Source organism: Rugamonas rubra, from assembly GCF_900114705.1.
In the GTDB taxonomy this organism is placed as follows: domain Bacteria; phylum Pseudomonadota; class Gammaproteobacteria; order Burkholderiales; family Burkholderiaceae_D; genus Rugamonas; species Rugamonas rubra.
On record NZ_FOTW01000025.1, the window covers coordinates 70,748 to 93,197 of the forward strand.

Sequence of the window (22,450 nt, forward strand, 5' to 3'; positions counted from 1 at the left end):
GAGCGTGTTCATAGTTTCATCGGACTTACATAGCCGGTCATTTCCAGATAGGCGCGCCCGGCCGGCGCGCCGTCGCGGGTGAGCGTCACCGCGCCCTCCCAATACACCGCGCCGGTGGAACGGCGCGAATCCAACTCCTGGTCGTCCTGCAAAGGGGTGACGCCCCACACGGTCGAACCGGTGGTGAGCAGGGTGGCAACGGGATACTCTGCATTGGTGCGGGGCGAACGCCACCGCCTTTGCGCGGTAAAGCTGACCTGGTCCGGCGCGTACTGCGTGATCTTGCCCGCCGCGTCGCGCCATGTCGCGTGCGCCCATAGTTTACCACCTGTGGCGCTGCGGATCTGGAAAGCCATCAAGGCGCCGCCATCGGCCAGGTTGGCGCCGACCCAGTCCCAGCCGGTGGCGCCGGCGTCCAGCACCTGGCTGGACCACTCGTGGTCGAGCCAGGTGACGCCGTTCACCGCCTCCGCCTTGCCGCCACGGGTGACGGTGCCGGTGGTGGTTAACTGTGGCGCGCTGTAGTAGTAGCTGGCCTGGGCCGGGCGCGGCCCCTTGCGCGAAAAGCCGCCCTCGCCCTGCAGCAGCAGGGGCTGGCTGGGCGCCAGGCGCAGCGCCAGCGCGAAGGACGGCGTGTCCAGCGTGACGCTGTAGACGCCGTCGGCGCCGCGCCGCATGCGCCAGTCGTCCAGTTTGATGTCGGTGTCGCCGACCTTGGCATAGGCCAGGCCGAAGCCCTCGCGCGCGCTGCGCTGGTCGTGCAGCAGCTTGCCGACGGCCGGGTCGGACAGCGCGGCGTGGCCGATGATCAGCTGCTTGGGCGCGAACTGGCTGGGGTTGGCGCGGTCGTGCTCGGTGGCGCTGCGGAAGAAGGTGACCTGGTAGCCCAGCGTTTTGCCGTCGGCCGTGGTGAGCCAGCCGGTGGCGTACCACCACTCGGTTTTGTAGTCCGGGTGGGCGCCGTAGGCGGCCGGGAAGCTCATCGGGGTGGCCAGCGGCGCCACCGCCGCGAACTGCGGCGGCGCGGCGAGCGCCGGCAGCGGCGCCAGCACGAGGCCGGCGGCCAGGGCGAGGGCGCCGGCCAGCGGCGCCCACAGTGCGGCGAGTCGTGAAGTGAAGCGCATTCGCAGTCCTCGCATTACCAGTCCTCCCTTACTGCGCGTATCGGCCCGCCGGACAGCGCCTGGCGGCCCGACAGCAGGGCCGTCAGCGCGGCGGCGGTGAGCAGCAGCGCCGCCACGGTGGCCAGCAGCGGCCACGGCAGGTGCAGCTGCATGGTCCAGTGGAAGGACTGCGGGTTGATGATGAAGACCAAAATCAGGCTGATGACCCAGCCCAGCACGAAGCCGGTGGCGATGCCCAGCGCGGTCAGCGCGCCGCCCTCGATGGCCAGGATGCCGAGGATCTGGCCGCGCGTGACGCCGATGTGGCGCAGCATGCCGAACTCCTTGGCGCGCGCCAGCGTCTGCGCCGAGAAGGTGGCGGCCACGCCGAACAGGCCGATGATGATGGCGATCGCCTCAAGCAGATAGGTGATGGCGAAGCTGCGGTCGAACACCTTCATACTCATGGCGCGGATCTCGGACGGCACGCTGACCTCCAGCGTGGCGCCGAAGGGCAGCTGCTTGAGGCTTTTTTCAAAGTCGGCCGCCTCGGTGCCGGGCTTGAGCCAGATGGCGGAATCGCTGGCGTCCATGTCGCCGGTGATGGCGCGGTAGTCGTTCAGCTGCATTTGAACGCTGCCGGTCGGCCGCGTGTAGTCGCGCCACACGCCCGCGACGATGAAGGGATGCAGCTTGCCGGCCAGCGGCAGCTCGATGCGCTGGCCTGGCTTCATGCCGTACAGGTCCACCATGGCCTCGGAGATCCACACCGGCTTCAAGCCCTGGAAGGCGGCCGGCGCCAGCGTGGCGCCGACCATCGCCAGCGACTTGCCGGGATCGGCCGGGTCGATGCCGCCCCGCGCGATCAGCGCCACGTTGGGCCGGTTCGGCGCCAGCGACACGCCCTTGGCGCGCAGGAAGGAGGCCGTCGCCACGCCGGGCAGGGCGGCGATGAGCGCCTGTTCCGGCGGCCGCAGCCCGGCCGTGCTACCGGCGCTGGCGGTGCGGGCGTACAGGTCGGCCGGCAGAATTTGCTGGAGCCAGTCGTCCAGCGAAACGCGGAAGCTGGCCACCATGATGGCCATCGCCACCATCAGGCTGAAGCTCGACAGCACGCCGCCCAGCGCGATGCCGGCCTGGCTGGAGGCGTTGGCCAGCCGCGCCAGGGTCAGCGACAGCACGGCCGGCGCGTTCGGCCGGTTGGCGGTGGCGGCGCTCCAGCGGCGGTGGGCGTAGCGGAATACGATGGCGGCCAGGCGCGGCATCAGCGCGATGGTGCCAACTAATAGAAGGGCGATGGACAGGTAGCCGAACAGCGGCAGCTCGAGGATGGGCGGCGCCTGCGTCAGCGCGGCGGCCAGGGCGATGCACAGCAGCGCCGGCCACACCTTGGCCAGGCCGGCCATGGCCGCCTCCTCGGTGCCGGACTTGAGGGCCACGGCCGGCTTGGCGCGCGCCGCCTCGAAGGCCGGCGCGGCGCAGCCGAGCAGCGCGACGCCGACACCGAGCGCGAAGTAGACGGCGGCCGCCACGGGCGTGAATTGCACCTCGGGCCTGACGCCGGAGAAGAAGCCGGCGCCCAAATCGCCGCCGAAGAAGCGCAGGGCGGCGGCGGCCATGGCGTAGCCGGCGGCCACGCCGATCAGCGAGCCGGCCACACCCAGGCTCAGGCCTTCCAGCAGAATCTGGCGCAGCAGACGGCCACGCTCCATACCCAGCACGCGCAGCAGGGCGAACTGGCTGCGCCGGCGTATCACCGACAGCGCCTGCGTCGAGAAAACCAGGAAGGCGCCGGTGAACAGCGCCACCAGTGCCAGCACCGTCAGGTTGACGCGGTAAGCGCGGCTCATGCCGTCGTTGCGGCTGTTCTGGTCCTCGTCATTGGGCTGGCTGACGCGGAAGCGGCCGGGGAAGTCGCGTTCCAGCTCGCGCGCCAGTTGGGCCTTGAAGGCGTCGCGGTTGACGCCGTCGCGCAGTTTCAGGTCGACGCGCGACAGCTTGCCCAGCTTGTTGAAGCGCCACTGCGCCGCGCCCAGGTCCATCACGCCGATGCGCTGGCCGGCGCGGGCCCGTTGCAGCGGCCCGGCCAGACGCAGCTGTATGGTGCCGGTGCCCGCTTGCAGGGCCACGTTGGCGCCCACGCCAACCTTCAACCACTGCTGCGCCGCCAGCGACAGGAACAGCGCGTCGTCGGCCAGCGTGTCGAACACCTTGTCCGGCTGCGGCGCGCCGAGCAGGTCGGGCGCGATGAAGCCGGCGCGGAAGGGATCGACGCCGAGTATCTTCAGCGCGCTGTGCTGGCCGGCCACCGAGGCGTCTATCTCCAGCACCGGCGAGGCGACGGCCACGCCGGCCCGTTCCGCCAGGCGCGGATAGATCTGCTCGTCGAACAGCGGCTCGGTGCCGTTGACCTGCACGTCGGCCAGGCCGGACAGGCCCTTGATCGCCGAGGTGAACTCGTTGAAGGCGGCGGCATTGATCAGGTGGATGGCGAAGCCGAGCGAGATGCCGACGGCGATGGCGGCGATGGCCGTGATCGTGCGCAGCGGATGCGCGCGCCATTCGCCGAACAGCAGCCAGCGCGACAGCTGGCGCCAGGACTTGGCTTGCACGCGCGTCTGTGCGCGCGCCTGCGCAGATGCCGGGGCGCTCGCCTGAGTGCTCGCGGGGGAGGCCGGCCGCATCAGCCGGGACATCCGAGCTTCAACTGCTCGGCGGCGTGGCGGGCCTTGCGTTGGGCCGACTCGACGCGCCCGATTGGGGCGCCCTTCAAATCGTCATCGGCCCACTTCTTGTTCAGTTTGAGCTTGTTGCACTTGGCTTGGCGCGCGTCGGCGGCGCGGGCAACGCGATCCATGTCGCGGGCGTCTTTCGCCTCGGCGCGGTGGCGGTCCTGCTCCAGCTCCTTGGACAGGCGCTGCTGGCGCGTCAGCTCGGCCGCCGCAGCTGCCGGTGATTGGGTGGGTGCGGCCGGCGGCGCCAGCACGGTGCTGGTACCGTTTTGGCAAGGCGTTTCGGTGTAGGTCACTTTGCCGTCAACGGTGCATTTGTAGACCGTCTGCGCGCCGGCCGTGGCGGCCGCGCCGCACAGCGTCAGCGCGAGCAGGGCACGCAAGGTCGAACGCATCGCCGGACGCAGTGTCGAAAGCATCGTTGAACTCGTCGTCAAAATCAAAGTATCTTCCCAGGATTCATGATGCCCAGCGGATCCAGCGCCGCTTTGATCGCCCGCATCATGTTCAACTCGACGGGCGATTTGTAGTGCGCCAGCTCGTCGCGTTTAAGCGCGCCGATGCCGTGTTCGGCCGAGATCGAACCGGCGAACTGCATCACGCTGTCGTGCACCACGCGGTTGACCTTGTCCTGGTTGGCCAGGAAGTCCTCGTTGGAGATGCCCACCGGCGGCGCTACGTTGAAGTGCAGATTGCCGTCGCCCAGATGGCCGAAGCACACCAGCTGGCAGCCGGGGAAGGCCGCCTCCAGCTGCGGGCTGGTGGCGGTGATGAAGTCGGCGATGCGCGACACCGGCAGCGAAATATCGTGCTTGATGTTCTTGCCGTCGGCCGCCTGCGCCAACGGAATATGCTCGCGCAGCTGCCACAGACCGGTGGACTGCGCCACCGAGCTGGCCACGGCCGCGTCCTCGATGATGCCAGCGTCCAGTGCCGCGCCGATGGCATCTTCCAACAGCCCGACGGCGTGCTGCTCCGATTCGCTGCTGGTCAGCTCCAGCAGCACGTACTGCGCATGCGGCTGTGTGAAGGGCTTGGGCAGCTGCGGGAAGTGCTTGCCGACCAGGTTCAGGCAAAAGCGCGACATCAGCTCGAAGGCCGTCAGGCTGGCGCCGCAGCGCTCCTGCATCAAAGTCAGCAGCTGCAAGGCCTGCGCCGGCGAGTCCAGCGCCGCCAGCGCCGTGATGCTGGCCTTCGGCTGCGGATACAGCTTGAGCACCGCGCCGGTGATCACGCCCAGCGTGCCCTCGGCGCCGATGAACAGGTCGCGCAGGTCGTAGCCGGTGTTGTCCTTGCGCAGACCGCGCAGACCGTCCCAAATCTCCCCCTGCGCCGTCACCACCTCCAGCCCCAGGCACAGCTCGCGCGTGTTCCCGTAGCGGAGCACGGCCGTGCCGCCGGCGTTGGTCGACAGATTGCCGCCGATGGTGCAACTGCCCTCGGCCGCCAGCGACAGCGGGAACAGCCGGGCCTGTTCGGCCGCCGCCTCCTGCACCTGCTGCAGGATGCAGCCGGCGTCCACCGTCATCGTGTGGTTGACCGCGTCGATCGCCCGCACCCGGTTCAGCCGCGCCAGCGACAGCACGACCGCGTCGCCGCTGGCGTCCGGCACGCCGCCCAGCACCAGGCCGGTCTTGCCGCCCTGTGGCACCAGCGCCACACGCCACTGCGCGCAGGCCCGCACCAACTGCGCCACCTGCTCGACCGTTGAAGGCCGCAGCACGGCGGCGGCCTTGCCGGTGAAACGGCCGCGCCAATCGGTGAGGAAGGGCGCCATGTCGGCGGCGTCGGTCAGCACATGGGCGTCGCCCGCCACCTCGCGGCAGCGCGCCAGGAAGGCCGGCAGATCGGTGCGCGCGGTGTTCATTTGGAGTGGTTGGTCTGGTTGACCTTGGCCAGCAGTTCCTTGGCCATCTTCTTCGCCGCCTTTTTATACGGCCGCAGGTACATGACGGCGCAGACGAAGTAGACGCAGACGATCAGCGCCTCGCCCCAGCCCAGCCAGGCGGACAGGGTGCCGATGTCGCTATAGCCGCGCACCACGCCTTCGGTGAAGTAGAGCAGGATGACCATCGACGTCCACTGCAGCGTGTAGATGTCGCGCTTGATCACGCCATGGAGGGGAATCAGCAGCGGCAGCGCCTTCAGCACCACCCAGGAGCCGCCCGGATGCAGCGGCGCCAGCACCATCTCCCACAGCACGCACCAGATGATCAGCGTGACCAGGCTGCCGATGGCGCCCCAGTGGAAGTAGCGTTGCATATTCGTCTGCATAGTCGTCTGTCTATTGTTAGGCATCTTGTTTGGCACAGTCGCCATCAGGCGCCGCGCAGCTTGACGGCCGTCTCGGCCAGACGCTTGCCCAGCGCGATGGCCAGACGTTTCTCGTCCTCCGTGATGGCCTTGGCGCCGTCCAGGCCGGACCAGTGGCTGGCGCCGTAGGGCGTGCCGCCGCTGGCGGTGGTCATCAGTTCCGGATTCGTGTAGGGCAGGCCGAGTACCATCAGGCCGTGGTGGAACAGCGGGATCATCATCGACAGCAGCGTCGTCTCCTGGCCGCCGTGCAGGCTGCCGGTGGAGGTGAACACGCAGGCCGGTTTGCCGGCCAGGGCGCCGGACAGCCACTGGGCCGCCGTGCCGTCCCAAAAATACTTCATCGCCGAGGCCATGTTGCCGAAGCGGGTAGGCGAACCGAGCGCCAAGCCGTCGCATTCCGCCAGGTCGTCCAACTCCACGTAGGGCGCGCCTTCGGCCGGCACTTCCGGCGCCGTCGCCTCGGTCACTGTGGAGATGGCCGGCACCGTGCGCAGGCGCGCGTCGCAACCGGGAACGCTCTCGATGCCCTGGGCGATCAGCTCGGCCAGTTTGCGCGTGGCGCCGTGACGTGAGTAAAACAATACGAGAATAATCAGATTTGCTTGGTTCATCTTGGTATTATAGGGCGCTTTGAAGGGCGGCAGCAGTGCCGTCCGCGCGCTTTTGAGTATCGATTACATGTTTTTAAAATATTTGACCCCGTTTTTCCATTACCTCTCCCGCAGCGGCCGCGATCGGTTTGACGCCGTGCGCGCACTCACCTGGCAGGAGGTGCGCGACCTGTCGCTGTTCGCCCGCCGCCGCCTGCGCGAGGAAAGCCTGCCCCAGGTGGCCGGCAGCCTCACCTTCACCACCGTGTTCGCGCTGGTGCCGCTGCTGACCATCGCACTGGCCATCTTCACCACCTTCCCGATGTTTAACACCTTCCGCACCTCGCTCGAAGCCTACTTCGTGCAGAGCGTGATGCCGAAGGCGATCGCCAACACCATCCTCAATTACCTGACCATGTTCGCCAGCAAAGCGACGCGGCTGTCGGCGGTGGGCGCGGTGGCGCTGATCGTCACCTCCATCGCCATGATGGGCATGATCGAAAAGGTCTTCAACCGCATCTGGCGCGTGCGCACCGAGCGCGGCTGGACCAAGCGCATTTTGGTGTACTGGGCCATCGTCACGCTCGGCCCGCTGCTGATCGGCGTGTCGCTGACCATGTCCGCGCAGTTTTCCTTGGCCACCAGCGATTTGGTGGGCGACATTCCCGTGCTCGGCAAGCTGCTTTACATGATAGTGTCGCTGTCGCTCACCACCGCCGGCTTCACGCTGCTGTACGTGGCCGTGCCCAACCGCGAGGTCGACTGGCGCGACGCCGCCTGGGGCGGCCTGGTGGCCGGCCTGGTGTTCGAGCTGGCCAAGCGCGCCTTCGCCGTCTTCATCACCCAGTTCCCCACCTATTCGAAGATCTACGGCGCGCTCGCCGCGCTGCCGCTGTTCCTGCTGTGGGTGTACGTGTCGTGGATCATCACGCTGCTCGGCGCGCTGCTGGTGGCCGCGCTGCCGGTGGTGAAGTACGAGCGCTGGTGGTACGAGCCGGCGCCCGGCGGCGAGTTCGTCGACGCCATCGCCATCCTCAAGGTGCTGCACGTGGCCTGCAAATGCGGCGACACGGCGCTGGTCAGCTCGCGCAAGATCCGCTCCAACACCCGCATCGGCTACGACGAGATGGACATGCTGCTCGAGCGGATGGCGGCCGAGGGCTGGGTCGGCCGGGTCAACGTCGAGGCGCCGCTGCGGGTGCAGTTTGGCAAGCGCGTCAGCGACGGCTCGGACCACTGGGTGCTGCTGGCCAACGTGCAGCGGCTGACATTGGCCGAGGTGTACCGCCTGTTCGTCTTCGGCGGCATGCCGCTCAACGCCGGCGTGGTGGCCGACAGCGACGACGAGCGCGACATCCAGGCCGCGCGCGACGCGGCGGCCCTGGCGCGCAATGTGGAGACGGCGGTGGAGCAGGGGCTCGGGCGCACGCTGGAGGAGCATTTTGGGCCGTTGGATTGCCGCTAGCTCCTGGGCTGGCCTACCCTGGAATGGGCGTGGCGGCCTCCACCGATAAGCGCATACCCACCGTTTGCAGGATCGCGATCAGCGTCTTCAGCGTGGGATTGCCTTTCGGTGACAAGGCGCGATAGAGCGACTCGCGGCTGATGCCCGCTTGGCTGGCAACCAGCCCCAAGCCCCCGTAGGCTTCCGCCACGACGCGCAAGGCGGCCAAGCCCGCTCCCCGGTCGGCAGGATCGTCCAGCGACTCCATAGCCGCCCTCAGATACTCAACCGCCAAGGCATGATCGGCTCTTAATTCGGCGATTTCGCGCTCACGATGCGAGACAACGTTCTTCAGCTTGTTCATGATTGCGTGCTCTTCCATTCCAACCAGTATTGCTTGGCAAGCCGAATGTCGGCCGCCTGCCGCTTTTTGCTCCCGCCCATTAGGCCACCTCTAGAAACCTAGCCTGCCGCTCGCCGGTTCGGTAAAATTCTGCATCAGCCCGCGACCAACGAGTACCACAATGATGAAGCCCCGGATCAGCCTGTTTGCAGAACATGAACGCGAAGATCGGTGTACAAAGATCGGCGATCCGCTGGTCGGTTTAACCAACCATGTCAGCGTGGACAAGCGTTACAAACTCATCCGCAAAATCACCGTCACCAACGCCGCCGTGGCCGACACCACCGTCTTCGAGGCCCTGCTCGATCCGAGCAACACCAGCAAAGCGGTGTACGCCGACCGGGGCTACCCCAGCGCCGAGCGCGAAAGCGCGCTCAAGCAGGCCGGCTGGCATGTCCACATCCAGCGCCGGGGCCACGCCACCAAAGGTATTTCCGCCGCGCAGAAGCGGCGCAACCGCCGCATCGCCACTCCGCGCGCGCGCGTCGAGCATGTGTTCGGCGCGCTGGCGCAGATGGGCGGAAAACTCGTGCGATGCCTGGGCATCGTGCGCACCACCTTCGCGTTGCACCTCAAAGCGGCCAGCTACAACTTGAAGCGGCTCGTCTTCTTGAAAGAACGCGGGCTGGCGCCGTTCTAAACAGGGGCAAAACGGCTGGAAAGGGCAGTTTTTCCACCGCCAGATCCGGCCGCGCACTCACCAACGCCTATTTCGCTCAGCCGCGCGACCTATTCTTTTGTTACCAGCAACGTCGGCTGGCAGGCGCTTTTTCCTTTACGTCGTTACGAAAGCCAGTTATTCGAGGTGGCCTTAAGCATTTACATGCTGGAACAAACGCCAGTGGAACGAGGAATTGAGGTGGACGCTGGCGGAGCATTTTGACCCGCCAGCTTGCCGCTTGCTATTCAACTCAGGCTAAAATTTTCGCCCTCCCAAAATGAAAGTTTAGCTTCGTCTACAGTTCCAACGAGTGCATTCGCAACATCTGGGCTAATATTTTTTACTTTTTCGTATGTTTTATCAAAGCTTTGGCTGTCCTCTGCCAAAGACGCAAGCCTTGCTGATGTTATTAGAATTGGAATGTTGTTATCCAAGCTTGCATCCATGGGGACGGCTAATCCGAGTGCAGCTATTTCACGTCGTTTTGAAATATCATTTTCATTTTTCGCCCATGCCAGATACACTTCTTTTTTCATTCCGACAAGATGTTCATTTTCCTGGGGTATTTGTTTCAATACATCCAGCGCTCTTTCCCATTTTTTTTCATGTATAAGAATTTCGACCTCAATCGAGGTACTATATTCACGTTGGGAAATGGAATTTTTTACACTCAACCAAATTTCTTTTGCTTTACTTACGTTGTCCTGCAAGCAAAGTAGTTTGCAATACTGTTGTAAAACTCGTCCGTCGGTGCGATGACTATCCCAAAGCCCGCTAAGAATTGGAAGTGCTTCGGATAGCGCAGATTGTGATCCATTTCGAATTAAGTGCGAAGCATATCTTAGTCTTAGGCGATTACTCCCCGGATGCCGTTTTAAACCTTGCATTAAAACGCGCTGCTCATTTATTGCATCCCCTTTCTTTTGATAGGCGCGAGCAAGATTGTCATATACGAAAGCGCCCGAATTTGCGTCTGAGCGGAGTTCCGTTTCAAATGCGAGTACTGCTTTATCATAATTTTTCAAGCCAAAATATACTCGACCAAACTCGTGCGCTACCCAAGGACTGGATTTTTCATCTAGCTCGTATTTTAAGAGAATTCTATAAGCATCTTCATATCGTTTTAACGAAAGCAGGCTGTCGACATAAGCATTTTTTATATGAGGAGCATCTTCATATTTCGCGATAAGCCCCTCAAATTCATCTTCGCCGCCAACAATATTTAGGCGTACATGACAAGACGCTCGTCTCATTTCTGCCTGAGTGCTCTTCAGACCTAACTTCATCGCCACTTCTAACGCCCAGAGCGCTGCATCATAATCCTTTCGGATTCGGTATGAATAATCTGAGGCCCAAAATATTTCTGTTTTGTAGTAGGCGCCGAATTTTTCTATTTCGTTGCGATCACCCATCGCGAGTTTGTGATAATACCCCTCACGTAACCATCTTGGGTCATCGTCTTTTTTGTAGAGTTCCGAAAACGCAGATGAAATACGGGCATGTTCCGCACTGCTGTCTTGTAAAGTGTGGGTTGAGTCAAAATCCTCAGGGGAAATTAAGTCATCCTTATTTTCGGTTAATGGAATACCGGCTCCGAGGACGGTAATTAAGTCCGATCTGTGTTTGTCGTAAACCCAGTAAATCAGTCCAGCCTCTTCTGCTGCTTCAACACTAACCTTTCCAGCCAAGCCTTCCACCAAAGCTCTAGGAACAGGAATTCTTATTAGGGCGAGCCAAATAATTGCATTTCGCGATGTGTCATCAACTAGGTCACGAAGTAACGCCTCCCGCATCTTCCCTCGGAGTTTATCCAAAAATACGGAGTCAGTTAACCGTTTGCCTCCATCTTTACGTAGCGTAAGCGCCGCCAGCACACTGAGATATGGATGACGATCAATCGCCTTAATTAGTACATCTGGATACTCATCAGCACCAAGTTCTTTTAAATCCACAAAGTCATTGAGCACGTTTTCGACATGATTTCCTTCGGGGAATCGGCCCATGGGGCAGCCTGGCACGGTGAATATATGTTCACTTTTGATAAATGCTAGATCTGGACGATTTCGACTTGTTATTATTAATTTTGCACCTGCGATGTCACTAATTCGTTTTAAAAAATGACGAATTTCGGGGTCTTGCACCTCACCAAGGGGATCAATAAGGCGTTCAAAATGATCTATCGCGATGATGGAGAGTGGAAGTACAGTCTCCAGAAAATTGTCTATCACTTCGGCGAGATCAAGAAAGGCGATTTTCTTTAAGCTGGAAAATAATTCAGGCATAATCGTGCAGCCAATGCCAGCTAGGAATTGTTCAAGAATATTCCAAACGCTCGACGATGCTTGAACGTCAATTAATACCACATGTTTTTTATATGAGCGCTTTGATAGAACTTCTTTAATTAGTGCTGATTTTCCTGATAAGGCTCCGCCATAAACTAAAGTTACTGTTTGGTCAATTCGAAGGAATTCTTCTAAGCTATCTTGATAGTTTGCCCGATCTCTAAAGGAATTTGAGTGAAGCATGACGAGATTGTCAGATGGCTCATCTGCTAGCCGGAATGCAGCCAGAGCGCGTTCAAACGATTTCTGAAGAATTTGCGCTTCTTGCGTTCGTGACGGGGGCTCGATGCCAGGAACTTTGATGCGAATAAGCTGCTGCTGAAGAGCAGCATATTGAAGATCAAAATCAAGTTTGGCTATGTGCACTTCGCGAAATTTACCATCATCTGTCGTTAACCAGCCGAGTTCGCCCCAAGTCTTTAACTGATTTGATCGTTCTAATATAACCATCGAACGGACGAAGTCGATTGTAATATCTCTATCGGAATCAGAATCGCGGAGTTTACAATGCAAGGCAAACCAACGATTTCCCTTAGGTGTAGGCTCCGAAACCATATTAGTGTTGAAATCTAAGGACTCGAGAAGTTGGCAAAAATTATTCGGAAGCCAGCACGCATTTCCGCGTTCACTGGTTGGGAAAACCTGTAGATCTTGGATTATTAGAGTGTCAACAACCTGAAGATTTTTGCGTAAATGATCCAATAAATTTACTGTATCATCGATGTCTAATTCATGAAATACATTCCGTATCACGACGATACGTGGGGTAGGTGCAAATGCGATGCTTGGCCATGAGGCATAAAATTTTTCCAAGTCCATTCGGTCAACTCGTCTATGAATTCCTAATGACTGGGCGAGGCCAAAAACCATAGTTGTATTTATGTCGTTGTCGATTCCAATATAAATCCATTTTTCTCTCTGCATAAACGAGTCAACGGAACTTAATCGTTGAAGTAGTACACCTTTCCCGCATCCAATATCAAGTATACTTCCAGTTTCATTTTGCCCAATGGCTATTGCTAAAGGGAGGCTAATGTTTTTTAACTGAGAGTCAAACGCTGCATCGGCAGCTTCTTGTATATTCTCTACATCACCGTAGTCTCCGAGGTAGATCAGTAAATTTTTTTGTTTCTGTTCAGTTTGTGCTGCCTTGGCTTCTTGTTTAAGTCGTTTTTCGCGATTGGTAAGATGGCTCATTGTTTCCCCGAATAAATGTTTAATGTCAACGTGTATTTACCACGTGAGGATTAGCTTTGCCTGGTTTTGCAGAAAAACTATAATTCTATTGAATTTTAAATAAATTATCGGTTAATTAATATTAACCGTCTAGATATCCGGTATTGTGCGAGGCGTTTTCAACGCCGCAACTGCATGTTGTTCCGAGCTAACGCATACTTGACGTGTCTAGAGCGTTGGGGATCTTATTGTTCGGAGTCGTTTGTCGAACGCGATAGTCGCTTCCACAGCGCAGGTGTTTGCAAACTAACAGAAGTGATCGACCGCTTCTGGCCGTTTCCGGACAGTCCATACTATTCACTGTAGGCTAAGAATCAAGCTCGCGCAAACCCCACCAACGCATCCAACACCGCATCCGGCTGCTCCGCCATCAGCTCGTGCCCGGCATCCACCTGCACCACCTTGCCGTGCGCGATGGACGAGGTCAGCAGCTTGGTCGAGCGCGGCGGCGTCATCATGTCGCGCAGGCCGAAGATGAACAGGGTGGGGCAGCGCACCGCCTTGGCGGCGGCCTCGCCGTTGGCGTAGGCGTTGCAAGCGAAAAAGTCGGTGTAGAACACCTGCGCCGGGTTGATCTGCGAAATGCGCTGCTTGAGCCGCATGGCGCCGCCCATGGCGTAGAAGCCGGGGCCGGGGAAGGACGGCTTTTGCGCGATCGACGAGTGCGACCAGATGTTGACCATGTCGATGGCGGCCTGCTCGTCGCTGCGCGAGGTTTCCAGCAGCGTGTCGGACACCTTCATCGGGTAGGTCGAGCCCAGCAGGCCCAACTGGCGCACCCGCTGCGGCGCCTGGTGCGATGTCTCCAGCGCGATCAGCGAGCCCATGCTATGGCCGAACAGCGCGGCCTGGGCCACGCCGGCGGCGTCGAGCAGCTCCAGCAGCCAGGCAGCCAGCTCTTCGACGCTGGCCTTGGCGGCGCCCTTGCTGCGGCCGTGGCCGGGCAGGTCGACGGCCAGCACGCCAAAGCCGTGGTGGGCGAAGTAGCGGCTCTGCAGCGCCCACACGGAGTGGTCGTTCTGCGCGCCGTGGAGGAAGACGACGGTGGGCAGGGCGGCGTCGAAGGGCTTGCCGCCGGTGTAGCAATAGGCGTCCACGCCTTGCACGGTGAGCAGCATGTCAGCTTCCTTTCTGGGACAGTTTGAGCGCGCGCGCCAGGTCTTCGATCAGGTCGTCCGCGTCCTCCAGGCCGACCGACAGGCGCAGCGTGCCTTCGCTGATGCCGGCGGCGGCGAGCTGGTCGCTGGGCACGCGGAAGTGCGTGGTCGAGGCGGGGTGGATGGCCAGCGACTTGGCGTCGCCGACGTTGGCCAGGTGCGAGAACACTTTCAGCCCGTCGATGAAGCGGCGGCCGGCGGCGCGGTCGCCCTTCAGGTTGAAGGTGAAGACGGCGCCGCTGCCCTTGGGCAGCAGGGTCTTGGCCAGTTCGTAGTCGGGGTGGCTGTCCAGCTCGGGGTAGGAGACGGACTCGACGGCGGGGTTGGTGAGCAGGAAGTCGATCACCTTGCGGGTGTTGGACACGTGGCGCTCCATGCGCAGGCCCAGCGTTTCCACGCCTTGCAGGATGGCGAAGGCGTTGTGCGGGCTCATCACGGCGCCGAAGTCGCGCAGGCCTTCGCGCCGCGCGCGCAGGGCGAAGGCGCCGACGGTGGACTCTTCGGCGAAGACCATGCCGTGGAAGCCGTCGTAGGGTTCGCACAGCTCGCCGAAGCGGCCGGTCTGGTCGTAGGCGCTCTGCCAGTCGAAGGTGCCGCCGTCGACCAGCAGGCCGCCGATGGCGGTGCCGTGGCCGCAAAGGAATTTGGTGGCCGAGTGGAACACCAGGTCGGCGCCGTGGTCGAATGGTCGTAGCAGGTAGGGCGTGGTGAAGGTGGAGTCGAGCATCAGCGGCAGGTGGTGCTCGTGGGCCAGGGCGGCGATCTGCGGCACGTTGAGCACGTCCAGGCCGGGGTTGCCCAGCGTTTCGGCGAACAGCACCTTGGTGTTGGGGCGGATGGCGTCGCGCCAGGCGTCGGCGTCGCGCGGGTCGACGAAGGTGGTCTCAATGCCGAAGCGCTTGAGCGTGTAGGCGAGCATGTTGTGCGAGCCGCCGTACAGGGCGCGCGAGGCGACGATGTGCGAGCCGGCGCCGGCAATGGTGACCAGGCCCAGGTGCATGGCGGCTTGGCCGCTGGCGGTGGCGATGCCGGCCACGCCGCCTTCCAGCGCGGCGATGCGTTCTTCGAGCACGGCGTTGGTGGGGTTGGAGATGCGCGAGTAGACGTGGCCGGCGCGCTCCATATTAAACAGCGCGGCGGCCTGGTCGGAATCTTTGAAGGCGAAGGCGGAGGTGAAGTAGACCGGGGTGGCGCGGGCGCCGGTGGTGGGGTCCGGCGTGGCGCCGGCGTGCAGCGACAGGGTGTCGAAGCCGGGGTAGTGGGGTCCGCTCATGTGTTCTCATTCTGAAAAGATTGGAATGGAGCAGATGCTACTTGAATCAAGCGCATGCAACAAGCTTGCTCAAATGTTGCGTTTTGATTATTCACAATGCTGGATTTTTTGCCGGGCATAGGCTACATTCGCTGTAAGGCGACAAAAACAGATTTCTCGTTCAGAGAGCCCATTCACACGCGGACAGGACGGCCCAAAATGAAAGTTTCCGAAATTCTCCAGGTTAAAGGCAATATTCTTTACACCATTACCCCAGACCAGATGATGGTTGATGCCGCCAACACCATGGCAGAGAAGGACATCGGCTCGCTGGTGGTGATGGAGTTTGGCGACCTGGTCGGCATGCTCACCTTCCGCGAGGTGCTCAAGGCCGTGCACAACAATGCGGGTTCGGTTGGCGGCGGGACGGTGCGCAAGCATATGGATGACCATCCGATTACGGTGACGGCGGATACCGAGGTCAACGAGGTGCGGCGGATTATGCTGGAAAAGCATGCGCGGTATTTGCCGGTGATGAACGCCAAGACCATTTTGGGCGTGATCTCGTTTTACGACGTGGCGCGCGCGGTGTTGGAGGCGCAGAGCTTCGAGAACCGTATGCTCAAGGCTTACATTCGCGATTGGCCGGCGGAAACCACTGATTGAGGTTGTGCTTGCTGTAGTCAAGAACGCCATCGGATTCGATGGCGTTTTTTTTGTGCTGTACCCCGCAACCCGCTACGCTACGGTCGGGGTCAGACCCCGTACGGGGTCTGACCCCTTTGCTTGAGGGGTGACTTTTTCGGTATGCAGGGAGTTAAAGCGCTTGCTTCGCGACGCGGCGGCGCAGCCAGCCAAAAAGTCCCAGGCCGGCCAGCAGCATGGCGGCGCTGCCCGGTTCCGGCACGGCCGACACTTGGCCCAGCGCCACGTCGGTCACGCCGGCCAGGTAGCCGCTACCCTGCGAGTCGATGCGGAAGCCGGTGAAGTATTCGCCGACGCCGGTGGCGACGAAGCCCTTGAAGCCGAAGCCGGCGCTGCCGTCCGGCAGGCTGACGCCGTGGTAGGCGTAGCTGCCCTGGTTGGTGTCGATGGTGATGTCGACCGGGCCGGCGGTGACGGCGGCGTCGAAGCCGAGCATGCTGTAGCGCGGCGCTTCGTTCACTTGCGCCACCAGCGGCGACCAGTATTCGTTGCTCATCACGGGGCGCAGCTTGCCGACCGACATGGCGGTGCCGGCGCCGACCACTAGGTTTTCATCGGACACATAGGTGACGTCGCCACGGCTGAAGTCGCTGCCGGGGAAGTGGTAGCCACGGCCGAAGTCGTCGAAGTTGCTGTTGACGGCGATGTGGCCGGCGGCGTTGAAGGCGGCGCGCTGGTCGAAGCCGAGCACGCCGGCCTGGGCCAGGGCGCTGGCGGCGGCCAGGGTCAAGCCCAGCAGGGCGCGTTGCAGTTTGTGGTGTTTCATTTTCTCTTTCCGTTCTTGCGTCAGACGACGCTGAAGTTGCACGGGCCGCCCAGCTGGGCGTAGCCGTCGTTGTACAGGCACCAGGCGGTGTAGGCGCCGGGGGCGAGCTTGCTGGTGTCGAAGGTGGCCAGGCCGGCGGCGGCGGTGACGTATTGCCACACCAGATAAGTGCCGCTGCCCGGCGTAACGCCGGCCGGCCAGATGCCGATCCAGTTGGTGCTGGTCACCTTGGCGGCGGGCACGGCGTAGTCGAACACGATGGGCTTGCCGCGCGCCACGCTTGGGCTAGCCGCGCTGAGCTGGGTCACGCTGAAGCTGACCGGGCCGCCCAGCACCACGTAGCCGTTCTTGTACAGATACCAGACGGTGTACTCGCCCACAGTCAGCGCGCTGGTGCTGAACGAGGCGGTGCCATTCTGCGCCGGAGCGTAGGCCCATTGCAGCGCGTTGCCTTTGCCGGGCGAGGTGCCGGGGGCGTAGATGCCGATCCAGTTCTCCGCGTCCAGCTTGCCCGGCGGCGCGGCGTAGTGCAGCAGCACCGGCGCGCCGCGCGAGACGTGCGGGGTGCTGGTGTCGAGCGTGACCTTGACGCGGTTGGTGCCGATCTGCGGATCGGTGCGGCTGGCGCGGCCCGTTTCGACGTGGCCGGCCAGCTGGCGCGACCAGCCGGCGTCGGCGTCGCAGCTGATGTTGAGGTCGTACCAGCCGAAGCTGGCGTCCAGCGCCAAGTCGACGGACAGGCTCTGGCCGGTGGCCACGGTGTAGATGGCCGGCTCGGCGCCGTAGGCCATGTCGGTGATGGTGAAGCGGCAGGGCTTGGCGCCGCCGGTGTTCAGCAGGCTCAGGCCCAGCGCGCCACGGTCGCGGTCGTAGCTGCTGCGCACTTCGGGCTTGGCGCCGCCGGCGGCCAGGCCCAGCGCGCCTTGGAAGCCGCGCAGGTAGCCGTTGGCGCCGTGCACGGTCAGCTGGTAGCTGTTGCCGGTCCAGTTCCAAATTTCCTGTTCGATGCTCTTGCCCGGCTCGACCGTGTAGTACCACGGGCCGTCGCTGCGCAGCGAGGAGTAGACGATGTAGGCGGCGCCGGCGGTGCCGTCGTTGGCGAAGTCCAGCTCGAACTGTTTGCCGCCCTTGTGGCTGCCGTGTACCGACAATTCATAGGGCAGGGCGCAGGCGTAGCGCGTGCCGGTGACGGTGGGGCAGGGTTCCTGCTTGGGCAGGGTCTGCACGGCCGGCGGTTGCGGGTAGGGCTTGCCGGTCACGCGCTGGTAGGCGGCGGACTTGGGCACGCTGGCCGGCCAGGTCTTGTTGGGCTTGCTGAAGTCGAAGGCGGAGGTGAGGTCGCCGCAGACGGCGCGGCGCCATGGCGAGATCAGCTCGCACTCGACCTTGGCGCGGTCCTTGCCGCGTCCGGCCACCAGCCATTCTTCCAGGAAGCGGATCTTCGAGGTGTGGTCGAACAGTTGCGAGCAGACGCGGCCGCCCTTGCTCCACGGCGAAATCACCAGCATCGGCACGCGCGGGCCGAGGCCGACCGGCACGCCGCCGTAGTTTTCGTACTTGCCGATGTCGGCCAGGGTGGTCTTGCCCATGCCGGCGGTGAGCGGCGCCAGGTCGGACGGCACGTGGTCGAAGAAGCCGTCGTTTTCGTCGTACATCAGCAGGAACACGGTTTTCGACCACACGGTCGGGTTGGCCACCAGCGCGGCCAGCAGGCGCGCCGTCAGGTTTTCGCCGGCGTTGGGCGAGGCGGGCGAGTGTTCGGTGTAGTCGTTCGGCGCGCAGATCCACGACACCTGCGGCAGGCGGTTCTCGCGCACGTCGTCGGCGAAGGCCTTGACCAGCCAGTCGCCCTTGGTGCCGGCGGAGTTGCTCTCGGTCGAACCGGCGGCCAGCGCGCGGCCCTTCTGGTACAGCGGCGAGTCGCTGCCGAGGCGGCTGCCGTCGGCGTTGACGCGGAAGTTCTTGAAGTAGGCCAGGTAGTTGTCGCCGTAGTTGTCCCACTCTTGATACACCTTCCAGCTGACCTGGTTGGCTTCCAGCGTTTCGGCGTAGGTGCGCCAGTTGGGCGCGCCGGCGGTGACGGCGGCGGAGATGTTGTCGCGCGCCGGGTCGTTGTTGTAGAAGCCGGTCGGGCTGACGTTGTACAGGCTGCCCATGGCGCCCAGCCAGCCTTGGCTGCTGCCGGTCAGCGAGTACATGCGGTTGGGGTCGGTGGCGCCGAAGATCGAGCAGTGGTAGGCGTCGCAGATGGTGAAGGCGTCGGCCAGCGCGTAGTAGAAGGGCAGGTCGCCGCGGTCGAAGTAGCCCATGGTTTGCGCCGTCTTCTGCGGCACCCAGGCGTTCCAGCCCTGCCAGGTGGTCTGCGAGCCCTTCCACGAGTGGTTGGTGCCGACCGACAAGGCGCTGGTGTTCTTGGCGTCGAAGTGGAAGGGCAGCACGTGGCCGCCGGCCGGGTTGGGCTGATACCAGACCGGGTTGCCGCCGGGCAGGGCGATGGCGCGCGGGTCGTCGAAGCCGCGCACGCCGGACAGGGTGCCGAAGTAGTGGTCGAAGGAGCGGTTCTCCTGCATGAAGATGACGACGTGTTCGACGTCGGCCAGGGTGCCGGTGACGTTGTTGGCGGGCACGGCGAGGGCCTCGCGGATTACGCTGGGGAACATGGTGGTGGCGCTGGCGCCGGCCGTTGCGGCGGCGAAACTGAGGAACTTGCGTCGTCCTGCTGAGATCATCTTGCTTCCTTCGATTGGGACTGCGGGGGCGTGGGAAGCGGCAATGATAACGATCAAATATGACAACAGTATTGCCGGATTGATCTTGTTGGATCAACATTCGTTCGGTTGGTGCGCTGGGTTTTATAGAAAACTCAGCGGCCCGATTTGAGGGTCAGACCCTAGGGTCTGACCCTGGCTCGTTGCCGTTGGGTGGTTTTGTAGCCGCTGGCGCCTTCAGTTTGTAACCCCGGCTCCAGCTGATTCCCGAGGAACCTCATATATACTTGCGCCCTGCGAACAATGAACGACGGGCTTTAAACAGTGGAATTCTTACGAAAGCTGGCCGCGTGGCTGCAACAACATGCCCGGCCGTGGGCCGACAAGGCGATTCTCGGCGCGCGCCAAGCCTATGCGCGCGGCCAGGCCTACTTGATGAGCAAGCCGGAGAAGCGCCGGCCCTGGTTCTTCGCGCTGTGGTCCGGCGTCGCGCTGGCGGCGCTGTTTGTGGTGTATGTGCTGCTGTTGATTCCGCTAACCCCCGGCATCCGCGACCTCAAGCAGGCGCGCGCCGCGCGCGCCACGGCCATCGTCTCGGCTGACGGCAAGGAGCTGGCCAGCTTCGACCAGGGCTTGCAGGAGCGCGTGCCGCTCGCCAAGATCTCGCCCCACGTCATCGCCGCGCTGATCGCCACCGAGGACCACCGCTTCTACGAGCACCACGGCATCGACTTAACGCGGGTCGGCGGCGCGGTCTTCCACACGCTGCTGGGCGACGCCCAGGGCGGCTCGACCATCACCCAGCAGTTGGCGCGCAATATGTTCCCGGAGGAGATAGGCCGCTCGCGCAACATCAACCGCAAGCTGAAAGAGATGATCACCGCGCTGAAGATCGAGGCGACCTACAGCAAGCCGGAGATTCTGGAAGCCTATCTGAACACCGTGCCCTTCCTGTACAACACCTTCGGCATCGAGATGGCCGCGCGCACCTATTTCGACAAGTCGGCGCTGCAACTGGATATTCTGGAAAGCGCGACCCTGGTCGGCATGCTCAAGGGCACCAGCTACTACAATCCGGTCGGCAATGCCGGGCGCTCGGTGCAGCGCCGCAACGTGGTGCTGGGGCAGATGCGCAAGCACGAGCTGTTTAGCGAGGCGCGCTACCAGAGTCTGCTGAAGAAGCCGCTGCGCGTGCACTTCGCCCGCCAGGCCGAGCGCAGCAGCACCGACACCCATTTCACCGCCTTCGTGCGCAAGTGGTTGATCCAGTGGGCCGACGAGAACGACTACAACCTGCAACTGGACGGCCTGGTGGTGCACACCACCTTGGACTTCGGGCTGCAATCGGCGGCCATGCGCGCGGTGGAGCGCCAGGGCCGCGCGCTGCAGGCGATCGCCGACACGGAATGGAGCCAGCGCTCCACCTATTCGGCCACCTCGACCAGCGCCTACGGCGAAACCCACGAGGGCGCGCCGTCCTTCGCCTACTTCTGGCAGTCGCACCCGGACTACGCCGACGCCATCGTGCGCGAGTCGCGCGACTACCGCAAGGCGGTCGAGGGCGGCGAGGAGGCGGCCGTGGCGTTCAAGCGCTTGAAGGCGGACCGCCAGTTCATCGCCCAGCTGCACGCCGCGAAGACGCGCCTGGAGGCCGGCATGGTGGCGCTCGATCCGGCCAGCGGACAGATCAAGGCCTGGGTCGGCAGCCGCAACTTCCAGCGCGAGCAGTTCGACCACGTCAGCCAGGCGGCGCGCCAGCCGGGCTCGACCTTCAAGCCCATCGTCTACGGCGCCGCGCTGGAAAAGGGCTTCCTGCCCGAGCGGCCCTATCGCGACGCGGTGCTCGACATCAAGGCGGCCGACGGCAGCGTCTGGCGGCCGACCGACATGAGCGGCTCGACCGGCAACATGATGACCATGCGCGACGGCCTGGTCTATTCCAAGAACACCATCACCGCGCAGGTGATGCAGGACGTCGGCCTGCCGCCCATCGTCAAGCTGGCGCGCGGCCTCGGCGTGCGGCAGAGCAAGCTGGCCTCGGTGCCGTCGCTGGCGCTGGGCACCAGCCCGGTCACGCTGTTGGAGATGGTCAACGCCTACGCCAGCATCGCCGCCGAGGGCGAGTACCGCAAGCCGGTGTTCGTCACCAGCATCACCGACCGCAGCGGCAAGGTGATCGCCAACTTCGAGGCGGCGAAACCGGAGCGGGCCATGTCGGCCGAGTCGGCCGGCAAGCTGATCGACATGATGCGCGGCGTCGTCAACCGGGGCACCGGCACCGGCGTGCGCTACCGCTTCGGCATCAACGGCGACGTCGCCGGCAAGACCGGCACGACGCAGAACAACGCCGACGGCTGGTTCATCCTGATGCATCCGAACTTGGTGACGGGCGCCTGGGTCGGCTTCAACGATACCCGCGTCACCATGCGCAGCAACTACTGGGGGCAGGGCGGCCACAACGCCGTGCTGCTGGTGGGCGACTTCGTCCGCAGCGCGCTGGACAGCGGCAAGCTCGACGCGACGGCGCTGCTGCCGGGCGGCAAGCGCGTGGCGGTGGCGCGGCCGGCGGTGGAGGAGGAGGACGTCAGCGAGGAGGCCAGCGACCTGCAACAGGACGGCGTGCCGCCGGCGCCGACTCCGCCGCCGATACCGGACGAGCAGGATGAGCCGCCGGAACCGGCCGAGCCGAAGCCGTCGCCTTCGCCAATGCCGACGCCGACGCCGGCGAACGAGGGCGGCGGCTGACGGCTTGAGCCGGCAAGGCAGGGACTGGCGCTGCCAAGTTCGGTCTTCGTGAATCCCGGCGGCTTCGTTTTTACCCCGCACCCCGATCCGCCCGGGGTCAGACCCCCTGCGGGGTCTGACCCCTTTGCCTGCGGGGTAAGGCAAGTATTCCACTCATCTGCAGCAAGTGATCGGGCCTGCAGCTCAGTCGCAGGGCGGGCGCGCAGGAAGTCGCGTGGCTGTACCCAACTGATGTTCCAGTTGCAGGCCACCGGCACCTGGCGCTGGTGGGCGACCACCATGCCGCGCGC

Annotated in this window: 16 protein-coding genes; 4 read left to right on the forward strand and 12 right to left on the reverse strand. The window is 62.9% G+C overall.

Going from position 1 to position 22,450, the window contains the following annotated elements; translation table 11 throughout:
* Nucleotides 1-8: 8 nt before the first annotated feature.
* Genes BM252_RS23575 through wrbA form a run of 6 tightly spaced genes read right to left on the reverse strand, consistent with a single transcriptional unit; the run spans nucleotide 9 to nucleotide 6,762 of the window.
* A complete protein-coding gene (locus BM252_RS23575; RefSeq protein ID WP_093390123.1) occupies nucleotides 9-1,124 on the reverse strand; it encodes a lipocalin-like domain-containing protein in 1,116 nt (371 codons plus the stop codon).
* A 14-nt stretch (nucleotides 1,125-1,138) separates the two neighbouring features.
* Nucleotides 1,139-3,787 (reverse strand): FtsX-like permease family protein, encoded by a 2,649-nt coding sequence (locus BM252_RS23580; protein ID WP_093390155.1) that lies wholly within the window; start codon nucleotides 3,785-3,787, stop codon nucleotides 1,139-1,141.
* Nucleotides 3,787-4,254, reverse strand: coding sequence for a DUF4124 domain-containing protein (locus tag BM252_RS23585; protein WP_245774406.1), 468 nt, complete (start codon nucleotides 4,252-4,254; stop codon nucleotides 3,787-3,789). Before BM252_RS23585 ends, BM252_RS23580 begins: the two co-directional genes overlap by 1 nt.
* Nucleotides 4,255-4,274: 20 nt before the next feature.
* A complete protein-coding gene (locus BM252_RS23590; RefSeq protein WP_174900648.1) occupies nucleotides 4,275-5,702 on the reverse strand; it encodes an FAD-binding oxidoreductase in 1,428 nt (475 codons plus the stop codon).
* The gene (locus tag BM252_RS23595) at nucleotides 5,699-6,109 is read right to left on the reverse strand and encodes a DUF2069 domain-containing protein (RefSeq protein WP_093390125.1); all 411 of its coding nucleotides are present in this window, start codon (nucleotides 6,107-6,109) and stop codon (nucleotides 5,699-5,701) included. Before BM252_RS23595 ends, BM252_RS23590 begins: the two co-directional genes overlap by 4 nt.
* A 44-nt stretch (nucleotides 6,110-6,153) precedes the next feature.
* Entirely contained in the window at nucleotides 6,154-6,762 is a 609-nt protein-coding gene (wrbA, locus tag BM252_RS23600; RefSeq protein WP_093390126.1) for an NAD(P)H:quinone oxidoreductase, read from the reverse strand.
* A 67-nt stretch (nucleotides 6,763-6,829) separates the two neighbouring features.
* On the opposite strand from wrbA, the gene BM252_RS23605 reads away from it, so the two are divergent.
* Nucleotides 6,830-8,206 carry a YihY family inner membrane protein gene (locus BM252_RS23605; RefSeq protein WP_093390157.1) on the forward strand — a complete coding sequence of 459 codons (1,377 nt, stop codon included), beginning with the start codon at nucleotides 6,830-6,832 and terminating at the stop codon, nucleotides 8,204-8,206.
* Between the two features lie 13 nt (nucleotides 8,207-8,219).
* On the opposite strand, the gene BM252_RS23610 is transcribed toward BM252_RS23605, so the two are convergent.
* Complete coding sequence (locus tag BM252_RS23610; RefSeq protein ID WP_093390158.1) at nucleotides 8,220-8,549, reverse strand: addiction module antidote protein; 330 nt, start codon at nucleotides 8,547-8,549, stop codon at nucleotides 8,220-8,222.
* Nucleotides 8,550-8,709: 160 nt separating this feature from the next.
* Between BM252_RS23610 and BM252_RS23615 the strand changes: the two genes are divergently transcribed.
* The gene (locus tag BM252_RS23615) at nucleotides 8,710-9,228 is read left to right on the forward strand and encodes a transposase (RefSeq protein ID WP_093390127.1); all 519 of its coding nucleotides are present in this window, start codon (nucleotides 8,710-8,712) and stop codon (nucleotides 9,226-9,228) included.
* Nucleotides 9,229-9,494: 266 nt separating this feature from the next.
* On the opposite strand, the gene BM252_RS30415 is transcribed toward BM252_RS23615, so the two are convergent.
* The 3 genes from BM252_RS30415 to BM252_RS23625 all read right to left on the reverse strand — a co-directional run bounded on the left by BM252_RS30415 (nucleotide 9,495) and on the right by BM252_RS23625 (nucleotide 15,257).
* Complete coding sequence (locus BM252_RS30415; protein WP_139236703.1) at nucleotides 9,495-12,788, reverse strand: class I SAM-dependent methyltransferase; 3,294 nt, start codon at nucleotides 12,786-12,788, stop codon at nucleotides 9,495-9,497.
* 353 nt (nucleotides 12,789-13,141) lie between these two features.
* Nucleotides 13,142-13,945, reverse strand: a complete 804-nt coding sequence (locus BM252_RS23620; RefSeq protein ID WP_093390128.1) for an alpha/beta fold hydrolase — start codon at nucleotides 13,943-13,945, stop codon at nucleotides 13,142-13,144.
* A gap of 1 nt (nucleotide 13,946) precedes the next feature.
* A complete protein-coding gene (locus tag BM252_RS23625) occupies nucleotides 13,947-15,257 on the reverse strand; it encodes an O-acetylhomoserine aminocarboxypropyltransferase (RefSeq protein WP_093390129.1) in 1,311 nt (436 codons plus the stop codon).
* 198 nt (nucleotides 15,258-15,455) lie between these two features.
* Between BM252_RS23625 and BM252_RS23630 the strand changes: the two genes are divergently transcribed.
* Nucleotides 15,456-15,902 (forward strand): CBS domain-containing protein, encoded by a 447-nt coding sequence (locus BM252_RS23630; protein WP_093390130.1) that lies wholly within the window; start codon nucleotides 15,456-15,458, stop codon nucleotides 15,900-15,902.
* 151 nt (nucleotides 15,903-16,053) lie between these two features.
* On the opposite strand, the gene BM252_RS31830 is transcribed toward BM252_RS23630, so the two are convergent.
* Nucleotides 16,054-16,707, reverse strand: a complete 654-nt coding sequence (locus tag BM252_RS31830; protein ID WP_093390131.1) for a PEP-CTERM sorting domain-containing protein — start codon at nucleotides 16,705-16,707, stop codon at nucleotides 16,054-16,056.
* Between the two features lie 20 nt (nucleotides 16,708-16,727).
* A complete protein-coding gene (locus BM252_RS23640; protein ID WP_217429952.1) occupies nucleotides 16,728-19,436 on the reverse strand; it encodes a phosphocholine-specific phospholipase C in 2,709 nt (902 codons plus the stop codon).
* Nucleotides 19,437-19,739: 303 nt separating this feature from the next.
* Here BM252_RS23640 and BM252_RS23645 point away from each other — a divergent pair, with 303 nt between their 5' ends.
* Nucleotides 19,740-22,160, forward strand: a complete 2,421-nt coding sequence (locus BM252_RS23645; protein WP_281249383.1) for a penicillin-binding protein 1A — start codon at nucleotides 19,740-19,742, stop codon at nucleotides 22,158-22,160.
* The last annotated feature ends 290 nt before the right edge of the window (nucleotides 22,161-22,450 follow it).